The 9,529-nt window shown below is 70.9% G+C and carries 9 protein-coding genes; 8 read left to right on the top strand and 1 reads right to left on the bottom strand.

The window, feature by feature from the left end; all coding sequences use genetic code 11:
* Positions 1-425: 425 nt before the first annotated feature.
* From ACIRDX_RS17705 to ACIRDX_RS17675, 7 genes are all read left to right on the top strand, one after another.
* Positions 426-1,067, top strand: a complete 642-nt coding sequence (locus ACIRDX_RS17705) for a DUF305 domain-containing protein (protein WP_396626765.1) — start codon at positions 426-428, stop codon at positions 1,065-1,067.
* On the top strand, positions 1,064-2,926 hold the full coding sequence (locus ACIRDX_RS17700) for an LVIVD repeat-containing protein (RefSeq protein WP_396626764.1): 1,863 nt from the start codon (positions 1,064-1,066) through the stop codon (positions 2,924-2,926). The genes ACIRDX_RS17705 and ACIRDX_RS17700 overlap by 4 nt, the downstream gene beginning before the upstream one ends.
* 180 nt (positions 2,927-3,106) lie before the next feature.
* Positions 3,107-3,775, top strand: a complete 669-nt coding sequence (locus ACIRDX_RS17695; protein ID WP_396626763.1) for a methyltransferase domain-containing protein — start codon at positions 3,107-3,109, stop codon at positions 3,773-3,775.
* 93 nt (positions 3,776-3,868) lie between these two features.
* Complete coding sequence (locus tag ACIRDX_RS17690; protein ID WP_396626762.1) at positions 3,869-4,651, top strand: oxygenase MpaB family protein; 783 nt, start codon at positions 3,869-3,871, stop codon at positions 4,649-4,651.
* 66 nt (positions 4,652-4,717) lie between these two features.
* Positions 4,718-6,292 carry a glycoside hydrolase family 32 protein gene (locus ACIRDX_RS17685; RefSeq protein WP_396626761.1) on the top strand — a complete coding sequence of 525 codons (1,575 nt, stop codon included), beginning with the start codon at positions 4,718-4,720 and terminating at the stop codon, positions 6,290-6,292.
* A gap of 64 nt (positions 6,293-6,356) precedes the next feature.
* Entirely contained in the window at positions 6,357-6,842 is a 486-nt protein-coding gene (locus ACIRDX_RS17680) for a hypothetical protein (protein ID WP_396626760.1), read from the top strand.
* A gap of 156 nt (positions 6,843-6,998) precedes the next feature.
* Positions 6,999-8,081 carry a 3-deoxy-7-phosphoheptulonate synthase gene (locus tag ACIRDX_RS17675; RefSeq protein WP_396626759.1) on the top strand — a complete coding sequence of 361 codons (1,083 nt, stop codon included), beginning with the start codon at positions 6,999-7,001 and terminating at the stop codon, positions 8,079-8,081.
* 48 nt (positions 8,082-8,129) lie between these two features.
* Here ACIRDX_RS17675 and ACIRDX_RS17670 read toward each other — a convergent pair whose 3' ends face one another.
* The gene (locus ACIRDX_RS17670) at positions 8,130-8,693 is read right to left on the bottom strand and encodes a DUF4255 domain-containing protein (protein WP_396626758.1); all 564 of its coding nucleotides are present in this window, start codon (positions 8,691-8,693) and stop codon (positions 8,130-8,132) included.
* Between the two features lie 166 nt (positions 8,694-8,859).
* On the opposite strand from ACIRDX_RS17670, the gene ACIRDX_RS17665 reads away from it, so the two are divergent.
* Positions 8,860-9,529, top strand: a 670-nt coding sequence (locus ACIRDX_RS17665) for a DUF3500 domain-containing protein (protein WP_396626757.1), incomplete at its 3' end; no start/stop codon positions are given.

Here is a 9,529-nt window from a genome sequence, read left to right as displayed (position 1 = left end):
CAGAAGGCTCGGCGTGATGGGTCGTCGATCAAGGGCGTGACATCGGACATCGTGAGTGAACTCCCAGAGACAGGGACGCGGCGTCCCCAGCTCGAGGTGCAAGAACCGTGCAGCCCCTCGATCACGCAAGGCCCCGCGTTCGCGATGTGCCGCCCCCGCCGACGTACGGCCGACGTACGCCCCCGCAAAACGCGTAACGCGCGCCTGAGCCCTGAGCCCTTAGCCCCCAGCCCCCGCCTTGAGCCCCAAGCCCCAAGCCCCAAGCCCCGAGCCCCGAGCCCCCATGGCTGCCCGCCGTGTCCTCGCCTGCGGGCACCGTGGTCGTCGGATGCCACCGGAAGGCGAGGGGTGACCGGCGGTCCGGACCTGAACGATGCCCGCCCGGACCGGTGTCGAGAGCGGCCACGGTGTGTGATGATCGCGGCGTGCGTTTCCCCCTACCCACTTGTGCGGCGTCGGTCATGGCGTGCCTGCTCGCCGCAGGCTCGGGTGCCGGCGCCCAGCCGCCACGCCTCGTCCAGCCCGGCGCCCCGGGGCAACCGACTCGCGACATCTCGGCCGCCGAGGCCACCGACACCTCGCGGGTCAGCCACAGCGCCGCAGACACGCGCTTCATGCAGGGCATGATTGGCCACCACGCGCAGGCGCTCGAGATGGTGGCGCTCGTCGAGGCCCGCAGCCAGAGCGCCGACCTCAAGCGCCTCGCGCTCCGTATCGACGTGTCGCAGCGCGACGAGATGCAGATGATGCGCGAGTGGCTGACCCGTCGCGGCGAGTCGCTGCCCGATCCCCACGCGCACCACATGGCGCACGGGCAGATGCCGGGCATGCTCACGGCCGCGCAGATGCAACAACTGGCGGCCGCGAAGGGCGCCGCCTTCGACCGCCTGTTCCTGGCCGGCATGATCCAGCACCACGAGGGTGCGTTGACGATGGTCAAGGACCTGTTCGCGGCGCCGGGCGGCGGACAGGAAGCGGAGATGTTCGACTTCGCCTCGGATGTCGAGGCGGACCAGGCGATGGAGATTGCGCGCATGCGCGCGCTGTTGAAGGAGATCGGGAAATGAAGTGTGTCGTCCATCCCTGGGCCGTCCCGGCCCTCGTCCTGGCGCTCGTCGTCCCCGCGGCGGCGCAGCAGGCGGCTGCCCCTGCGTCTTCGGACCCGCGCGTGGGCCTCAAGGCCGGCGTCCGCGATGCCGGCGTGGCCGCCAAGGGGTTCGAGTTGCTCGCGAACCTGCCCAAGCCCGAGGGGTTCTTCGACCCGAAGTTCCCCGCTGGGGAGCCGAACCCGCGCATGCCCGCAGGCGATGAGGAGAAGGAGGCCTCGGAGGCGGCCAAGACGCCTGCCCCGAAGCCTGCCGCCGCTGCCAACGCCAAGCGGCCGCAGCGCTCGTGGGGTGGCCTGAACTTCGCCAACTCCGACCTGGCGTTCAGCGGGAACCACCTCTTCGTCGGCAATTTCAGCGGCTTCAACATCTACGACGTCACCACGCCGACCAGGCCCGCGCTGCTGACCTCGGTCGTGTGCCCCGGCGGCCAGGGCGACGTGTCGGTGCACGGCAACCTGCTGTTCATGTCGGTGGAGCAGACGCGCGGCCGCCTCGATTGTGGCGTCGGTGGCGTCGAGAATCCGGTCAGCAAGGATCGCTTCCGCGGCGTGCGCATCTTCGACATCAGCGACATCCGCGCCCCGAAGCAGGTCGCCGCCGTGCAGACCTGCCGCGGCTCGCACACCCACACGCTGGTGACCGACCCGAAGGACCCGGCCAACGTGTATGTGTACGGGTCGGGGACGTCGACCGCGCGCTCGGCCGAGGAACTCGCCGGCTGCTCGGGCAAGGACCCGAAGGAGGACCCGCAGACGGCCCTCTTCAGCATCGACGTGATCCAGGTGCCCGTCGCGCGCCCGCAGGACGCGAAGGTCGTGGCGCGGCCGCGCATCTTCGCCGACGAGAAGACCGGCAACATCGCGGGGCTCTGGGCCGGCGGCGACCACGGTCCCGGCACGCAGAAGACGTCGGTGACCAACCAGTGCCACGACATCACCGTGTTCCCGGAGGTCGGCCTGGCGGCCGGCGCGTGCTCGGGGAACGGCATCCTGCTCGACATCTCGCAGCCGGCGAGCCCGAAGCGCCTGGATTACGTGGCCGACAACAACTTCGCCTACTGGCACTCCGCGACGTTCAACAACGACGGCACGAAGGTCGTGTTCACCGACGAGTGGGGCGGCGGCATGCGTCCGCGCTGCCTCGCCACCGACCAGCCCAACTGGGGCGCCAACGCCATCTTCGACATCGTCGACCGCAAGCTGGTCTTCAAGAGCTACTTCAAGCTGCCGGCGCCGCAGACGGCGACCGAGAACTGCGTCGCGCACAACGGATCGCTCGTGCCCGTGCCCGGCCGCGACCTGATGGTGCAGGCCTGGTACCAGGGCGGCATCTCCGTGATGGACTTCACCGACTCGTCCAACCCGAAGGAGATCGCGTTCTTCGATCGCGGGCCGCTCGACGAGAAGAACCTGATCACCGGCGGCTACTGGTCGGCGTACTGGTTCAACGGCCTCGTCTTCGGATCGGAGATGTCGCGCGGCGTGGACGTGCTGCGCCTCACGCCTGGCGACCTGCTCACGCAGAACGAGCTCGACGCCGCGGCGGCCGTCCAGGCCAGGGCGTTCAACGTGCAGCACCAGGACAAGGTGACCTGGCCGGCGAGCCGTGCGGTCGCGCTGGCCTACGTCGATCAGCTGGTGCGGTCCGGCGCGATCCCGGCGGACCGCGCGCCGATGCTGACCGGCGCGGTGAAGGGTGGCGACGCGGCGCAGCTCGGGATGATGGCCGGCCGCATCGGCGAGCGCGCCGCGACGCTGAGCGGCGCCGACGCCGCCCGCATGAAGGCGCTGTCGGCGGTGCTCGCGGGCATCAAGTAGCAGGGTAGGGCCGGGTGTCCCACCCGGCCGTTCCTCCGGCACGCGCGGCAGGCCCAGACCGCAAGGCTCGAGGCTCGGAATGCATGGAGACGCTGCGCGACATGCTCTCCGAGCCCTGAGCCCCGAGCTCCACTGCCGACTGCCGATCCTTCGAGCCCCCAGCCCCAAGCTCCTGTGCTGATGTTCTCTCCCGGCTCGAAGTCTCGCCTCACCGAGAAGGACCTGGGCCGGTTCGCTGGCGACACGCTGTTCGACCATCTCGGTCGCGCGGTGTGTCGCGCCGGCGTCCTTCCTCGCAAGGAACTCTACGAAGCCTGGGAAGTGGCGCGTCGCGTGCGCCGCCGCTTTCGTGGCGGCCGCGTCGTCGACCTCGCCGGCGGGCACGGGCTGCTCGCGCACGTGATGCTGCTGCTCGACGACACCTCGCCGCGGGCAGTGGCCGTCGACGCCGTGCTGCCGCCGTCCGCGCCTGTCCTGCACGAGGTCCTCGTCGACGCCTGGCCGCGGCTGCGCGACCGTGTGGCGCTGGTGGCATCGCCCCTCGACGATGTGTCGCTGCACGAGGGGGATGTGGTGGTGTCGAGTCACGCGTGCGGCGAGCTCACGGACCTCATCCTCGATCGCGTCATCGCCGCAGGTGCGCGTGTCGCCGTGCTCCCGTGTTGTCACGACGTGGAGACGTGCGACACCGGTCCGCTCGGTGGCTGGATGGACCCCGCGCTGGCCATCGACGTCCGCCGCGCCATGCGCCTCGAGCGAGCGGGCTACACCGTGTGGACGCAGGCCATCCCGCCGGACATCACGCCGAAGAACCGGCTCCTGATCGCCGCGCCGCCGATCGCACGCTAGGCCTCCAGGCGCGTCGGCTCGCTTCAGGCCCTCTTCGTTCTGCCTGGACCGCGTCCGCCGACTCCCGACTGCCGTTCCTGAGACACTCTCCCTGTGCTGATCGCCGAACGCATCAACGCCGAACGGGTCGTGCTCGCCGGATGGAGCCGCGCGATCCTGCTGCAGCTGGCGCATCCGCTGGTCGCGCAGGGCGTGGCGGATCACTCGTCGTTCCGCGGGGGACTGACCCGTGCCGCGGTGCGCCTCCACCACACGGTGGCGGCGATGCGTCACCTGACGTTCGGCGACGACGCCACCGCGCGGCGTGCGCTCGATGGCATCCTCGCGATTCACGCGCGCGTCAACGGCGTGCTGCCCGACGCCGTGGGACCCTGGCCCGCGGGCACGGCCTACACGGCGACCGATCCGGGACTCGTGCTGTGGGTGCACGCGACCCTGCTCGACTCGCTGGCGCTCGTGTACGACGCGGTGGTGGCGCCGCTCACGGACGCCGAACGCGACGCGTGGTGCGCGCAGTCGGCGCCCACGGCCTGCGCGCTGGGCGCGCGACCCGAGGAGTTGCCGCGCAACTGGGTGGCACTCCGGCACTACCTGGAGGAGATGTACGAGTCACAGCAGATCGTCGTCGGCGACACGGCGCGCGCGCTCGCGCACGACGTGATCTCGCCGCCACGGTCGTGGCTGATCCTGCCAGCCCGCCGGCTGAACGCGACGGTCACGATCGGCCTGCTGCCCTCGCAGGTGCGCGAGCAGTACCGCTTCGCCTGGTCGTCGGCGGACGACCGTCGGCTCTCGCGGGCGTTACGTCTGTTGAAGGCGGCTCGCGCGATCACGCCGCGTGTGCTTGCGCACTGGCCGGATGCGCGCCCGGGGTGACGCCCGAATCGCGCGCGCTCCCATGCGCCCAGGGGCGGGGCATTGCGGTAGGCTTGCCGTCAGCCCATGACCACCCGTTCCTCGCTGCCGATTCGCGCAGCCGCCGTGGCCGCGCTGGCGATGATCGCCGTCGCCTGGACCGGCGCCGTACCGGCACCACAGGGACCGCTCCCATCGCCGACCGTCCGCCCGACTGGCGCCAGCGACGCCGAGGCCCTGCGCCCGCGCATCCACTTCACGCCGCCGCGCAACTTCATGAACGACCCGAACGGGCTCGTGTACTACAAGGGCGAGTACCACCTGTTCTACCAGTACAACCCGCAGGGCACCACGTGGGGGCACATGTCGTGGGGGCATGCGGTCAGCCCCGACCTGCTGCACTGGCAGCACCTGCCGGTCGCGCTCACCGAGCAGGACGGCGTGATGATCTTCTCGGGCAGCGCCGTCGTCGACCGCGAGAACACGAGCGGACTCTGTCGCCCGCGCGGCGAGGACCGGTCGTGCCTGGTGGCCATCTACACCGGGCATGGCCATGGCAAGCAGACGCAGAACCTCGCCGTCAGCCAGGACCGCGGCCGGACGTGGACGAAGTACCCGGGCAACCCCGTCATCGACCTCGGCCTCAAGGACTTCCGCGACCCGAAGGTGTTCTGGCACGCGCCGACGCGGCGCTGGGTGATGGTCACGGTGCTGTCCGACCAGCACAAGGTGCGCTTGTTCAGCTCGCCCGACCTCAGAACGTGGACCATGCTCAGCGACTTCGGGCCTGCTGGGGCGACGGGCGGTGTGTGGGAGTGCCCAGACCTGATGGAGGTGCCGATCGAGCATGCGCCGGGCCAGTCGCGCTGGGTGCTCGACGTGGACATCAACCCGGGCGCGCCGTGGGGCGGCTCCGGCGGCCAGTACTTCGTCGGTACCTTCGACGGCACGCGCTTCGTCGCCGACGGGCCCACCGACGTGCCGCGCTGGGTGGACCACGGCAAGGACTTCTACGCGTCGATCTCCTTCTCCGATCTCCCCGCGGAGACCCGCGGCCCGATCTGGATGGGGTGGGCGAGCAACTGGCAGTACGCCAACGAGGAGCCCACCACGACGTGGCGAGGGGCGCAGTCGTTGCCCCGCCGCCTGCTGCTGCGCCGCACGCCCGACGGCCTGCGCCTCGTGCAGCAGCCCACCGGCAGCCTCGCGAGCCTGTTCGAGAAGGACGGCGCCCGGCACCAGATGCTCGTGGAGCGGGCGACCCTGCCCGACACCGCCGACCTGACGTTCGTGGTCGGCCGTGGCGACGTCGGCGAAATCGGCCTCCGGCTGTTCAACGATGTCGGGGAAGAGGTGCTGGTCGCCGTCAGCGCCGACCGCCGGGAGCTGTCGATCGATCGTCGACGGTCACGGAACGCGCCGGCGCCCGCCGGCTATGCCGAGCGGCATGCGGGTCCCCTGCGCTCCACCGGCCAGGTGCCGGTGCGCGTGCTGATCGACCGGTCCGTCATCGAGGTATTCGCCAATGAGGGCGAGACGGTCATGACCGAACGCGTCTATCCGACACGTCCGTTCACCCACGTGGAGTGGATCGGCGGCCGTCGGCCGGTGAGCGCGTCGACGCGCCTGATGGCCCTCCGGTCGATCTGGAGCAACCGCTAGATCGGCCCTGACCCGCCGGCCGTTCGTCGCCGCGCTGTCCGGCGTTCTAGCCGACATGACCCTCATGAAGACGTTGGCCGTGGTGACGGTCGGCCTCGCGGTCGACGCCACCGTGACGGCGGGCCAGGGCACGGCCAACGGGACCGCGACGCTCAAGAGCCGGAAGGGGCCGGTCACCGTCACGTTCACGCACGCGGCCGCGGTGGCGGGCCCGGATGTGCTCGAGGCGCCCATCCGCCGGCTGGTCCTGTCGACCACCGACGTGAGCGCCGCGCTGAAGGCCTGCGAGAGCATGCTCAAGTGCTCCGACGGCGGCATCCGCGAGGGGCTCACGCTCGACCTGGGCCACGAGCCGCGGCACGGCTTCTGGTTCGTGGCCAACGATCAGCTCGTGCAGCACTCCGGGGTCGTCAGGCCCGAGACGGTGGTCCTCACCACCGATACCCCCACGAGAATCGCCGGCACGTTCACGCTCGACCAGCAGGCCAGCGGCGGCCCCGTCGTGCAGGTCACCTTCGACGCCCCCATCGTCAAGACCCTCGGCAAGTAGCGCGCGGCGGTCGCGAGCCACCCGGGCTGCGTGTCGCCCCGCGCCCGAGGCGGTCGGCGCCCCCGCTCCCCGATACCCGCTCCCCGATACCCGCAACCGTATGACCCTCCCGTGTCTCGGCATTTCGCCGCCGGCTCGGGTACTCTGGCCGGTGCCATGTTCCGCCGGACCGACGACCTACGCATCACCCAGACCCGTCCCCTGCTGCCGCCAGCCATCCTGCTCGAGGAACTCCCCGTCTCGGAGACGGCCTCGAACGTGGTCGCCAACGGGCGGCAGGCGATTTCGGAGGTCCTGGCCGGTCGTGATCCCCGGTTCGTCCTCGTCGTGGGGCCCTGCTCCATCCACGACACCCGCGCGGCCGTCGAGTACGCGGAGCGGCTCGCGCCGATGGCCGAGCGGTACAAGGACCACCTGATCACCGTGATGCGGTGCTACTTCGAGAAGCCGCGCACGACGGTCGGGTGGAAGGGCCTGGTCAACGATCCGGACCTCGACGAGAGCTACCACATCAACAAGGGGTTGCGGCTGGCCCGGCGACTGCTCCTCGACGTCAACGAACTCGGCCTGCCCACGGCCTGCGAATTCCTCGACGCCCAGTTGCCACAGCACGTCGCCGACCTCACCTCGTGGGTCGCCATCGGGGCGCGGACCACCGAGAGCCAGGTGCATCGTGAACTGGCGTCGGGGCTGTCGATGCCCGTCGGCTTCAAGAACGGCACCGACGGCACTACGCAGATCGCCGTCGACGCCGTGCTGTCCGCGCGGTCGCCGCACCTGTTCCCGTCGGTGACCAAGCAGGGCGTGTCGGCCATCTTCGAGACCACCGGCAACGACACCTGTCACGTGATCCTGCGCGGCGGCTCTCGCACCGGCCCGAACTACGACGCGGCCGCAGTGAAGGACACCTGCGAGCGCCTGCGGAAGTGCGGCCTGCCCGAGCGCGTGATGATCGACTGCTCGCACGGCAACAGCCAGAAGGATCACCGCCGCCAGGTCGACGTGGCGCACGCCATCGCGGCGCAGGTCGCCGACGGCGCATGGGCGATCTTCGGCGCCATGCTCGAGAGCCACCTGGTCGAGGGGCGCCAGAACTACGTCCCGGGTCAGCCGGCGGTGTACGGGCAGAGCATCACCGATGCCTGCCTGAGCCTCGAGCAGACCGAGCCGCTGCTCGAGCTCTTCGCGCGGGCCCAGCAGCAGCGCGGCGCGAAGGTCGATCAGGCCGCCATCGGGTAAGGCGACCCGCCCCACAGGGCTCGCCTCGCCGGCGGACAGGCGCGCGATCTATGCAGGCCCTGCGTCCTGCGCGGCCGACAGTGCCACGCCCGTGACCTGCAGGGCGGCGCTGAGCCGGTACGGCGTGTGGAAGGCCAGCCACCACGCGACGACCTGTTCGCGCGCGAGCGGCGCCTGCACCACGCGCAACTGACCGAGCGTGCCCGACGCGCCGGTGTGCGGGAAGAGGTCGGCCAGCTCGATCGCGGGCAGCATCGGCTGCTCGTGCACCGCGCGGAGGGCCGCACCCATCACCCGCTGCGCGCCCACCTCGTCATCGTCGGGGCCGTACGCCGTGATCAGGTACAGCAGGTCCACCACCTGTGACGGCGACGCGCCGCTGAAGCCGCGACTGCCGAGTCCCACGGCGTTGCGCATGCTCCCGTTGTCACTGACCGTCGCGAGCGTGATGTTCAGTTGGCAGCGGTGGTGGACCGTGCGCGCCCGGTCGACCGGGGTCGTGGTGACGAGCGCATCGGCCAGGAGGCGGTCGTCCGCCCGCGCGCGGAACCCCTCCTCGAAGCGCGTGCGGAGGGCGACCGTGACGGCGGCGATGGCAGCGTCCTGGGACATGTCGGCTACAGGCTACAGGCTACCGGCCGTCCGCGGTATCCCGCATTCAACGGCGTGCGATCTGCCGCCGCCCATCCATCACCCGAGGCCCATGCCCCCCCGGGCCAGCCGGGCCGCAGGCCGGCCTTCCGCGCTATGCTTCAGCCTTCTCGACGAGAGGGTGGACATGACGCGACGAAGCTCGACGCTCGTCCTCGGGACGATGCTGGCGTGTGCGGCAGGGGCCGGACTGGGCGCGTGGCGCGTGCAGGCGCAGGCACCGCCGGCTGCGCAGGCGCGCCGCCCGGCGCCGCTGGCCGAGTGGGAGAAGCGCTCGCGCGAGGCCGACGCGCGCGGCACCGCCGAACCCTTCCGCGGGGTCACCGTCGACGGCACGCCGGTGGCGGGCCTCTTCCCCGTGCGGTCGAGCGGGGTGTCGACGGCGCCGGTGGTGAAGGCTGCGACGGCGTTCCTCGCGGCGCTGACGGCCGAGCAGCGCACGCGATCCACCTTCGCGGTGGACAACGACGAGTGGCGCAAGTGGATGAACCAGCACTTCTACCGCCGCGCCGGTGTGAGCTTCGAGGAGATGACGCCGGCGCAGCGCGAGGCGGCGTTCGGCCTGATGCGCGCCTCGCTCAGCGCGAAGGGGCTCACGCTGAGCCGCGACATCATGCGGCTGAATCACACGCTGGGCGAGTTGGCGGGGGACGACTTCGAGTCCTACGGCGAGTGGCTGTACCACGTGACCGTGATGGGCACGCCCTCGGCCACCGAGCCGTGGGGCTGGCAGGTCGATGGGCACCACCTGATCATCAACTACTTCGTGCTCGGCGATCAGGTGGTGATGACACCGA

Origin of the sequence: Luteitalea sp., assembly GCF_044337415.1 — a bacterium.
Taxonomy (GTDB): domain Bacteria; phylum Acidobacteriota; class Vicinamibacteria; order Vicinamibacterales; family Vicinamibacteraceae; genus Luteitalea.
Note: the sequence above shows the minus strand (reverse complement) of the source record. Positions and strands in the feature narration are given on the sequence as shown.

Bases quoted from the DNA above. Each gene is read 5' to 3' on its own strand.
- ACIRDX_RS17700 (WP_396626764.1), top strand. From the start codon at position 1,064: ATGAAGTGTGTCGTCCATCCCTGGGCCGTCCCGGCCCTCGTCCTGGCG.
- ACIRDX_RS17695 (WP_396626763.1), top strand. From the start codon at position 3,107: ATGTTCTCTCCCGGCTCGAAGTCTCGCCTCACCGAGAAGGACCTGGGC.
- ACIRDX_RS17685 (WP_396626761.1), top strand. From the start codon at position 4,718: ATGACCACCCGTTCCTCGCTGCCGATTCGCGCAGCCGCCGTGGCCGCG.
- ACIRDX_RS17680 (WP_396626760.1), top strand. From the start codon at position 6,357: ATGAAGACGTTGGCCGTGGTGACGGTCGGCCTCGCGGTCGACGCCACC.
- ACIRDX_RS17675 (WP_396626759.1), top strand. From the start codon at position 6,999: ATGTTCCGCCGGACCGACGACCTACGCATCACCCAGACCCGTCCCCTG.
- ACIRDX_RS17670 (WP_396626758.1), bottom strand. From the start codon at position 8,693: ATGTCCCAGGACGCTGCCATCGCCGCCGTCACGGTCGCCCTCCGCACG.